This is a genomic window from Lysinibacillus sp. VIII_CA (assembly GCF_049943995.1).
GTDB classification, from domain to species: domain Bacteria; phylum Bacillota; class Bacilli; order Bacillales_A; family Planococcaceae; genus Lysinibacillus; species Lysinibacillus pinottii.
Genome location: NZ_JBNFXM010000154.1, coordinates 1 through 201 on the forward strand (window position 1 = coordinate 1; position 201 = coordinate 201).

The window sequence follows — 201 nt, forward strand, 5'->3', positions numbered from 1 at the left end:
CTGAAGGGATCGGTCTTGAAAACCGACAGGCGGGTAACACCGCGCGGGGGTTCGAATCCCTCTACCTCCTCCAGTTTCTATGAATGAATGGTGCTTTAAAAACTCGAAAAGACAATATGATTATCGCGGGGTGGAGCAGTGGTAGCTCGTCGGGCTCATAACCCGAAGGTCGTTGGTTCAAATCCGGCCCCCGCAACCAAA

Annotated in this window: 1 tRNA gene; it reads left to right on the forward strand. The window is 52.7% G+C overall.

From position 1 onward, the window contains the following. Positions 1–124 precede the first annotated feature (124 nt). A tRNA-Met gene (locus ACP3VS_RS24640) sits at positions 125–199 on the forward strand. Positions 200–201 lie beyond the last annotated feature (2 nt).